Source organism: Pseudolactococcus piscium, from assembly GCF_002441695.1.
Taxonomy (GTDB): Bacteria; Bacillota; Bacilli; order Lactobacillales; family Streptococcaceae; genus Pseudolactococcus; species Pseudolactococcus piscium.
The window spans coordinates 1-402 of the sequence record NZ_JXJW01000069.1; the positions used below are offsets into that span (position 1 = coordinate 1).

At 40.8% G+C, this 402-nt stretch carries 2 pseudogenes; both read right to left on the bottom strand.

The features are described 5' to 3' along the window. Positions 1 to 266, bottom strand: a pseudogene (locus RU86_RS11865) (GNAT family N-acetyltransferase); the annotation flags it as partial. Positions 267 to 297: 31 nt separating this feature from the next. Beyond that, positions 298 to 402: pseudogene (locus tag RU86_RS12410) on the bottom strand (HAD-IC family P-type ATPase); the annotation flags it as partial.

The window sequence follows — 402 nt, forward strand, 5'->3', positions numbered from 1 at the left end:
ATCCCCACTTCAAGCCATTTTTTTAAGTCGCCATCAACCCAATAAGCTGATACTTCACCAACGATTTGCGCATTAACCATAATAAGTTTATAGTGGGGATCATTTACTCGTGTCCTCATCTTCTTGTCAAATGCAGCAACTGATAAGATGGGATCTCCAAAATAGGGGCCGTTGTAAGCCATCCATGCCAAGTCGGCTTTTTTGCCATATTTCAAGTCATAGCATAGACTGATATCTGAAGGCTGAATCTGTCGTAAGTTAATCATCTGCAGTATCTCCTAACTTTCTTAACCCTATTTATTTCCGATCCTTCAGTGCTTTCAAGGCGTAAAGAATAGAGACTGTATCGATCACTTCTTGTAATAAAGCGCCGATGATTGCAGGTAAAACACCTGTTGCTGC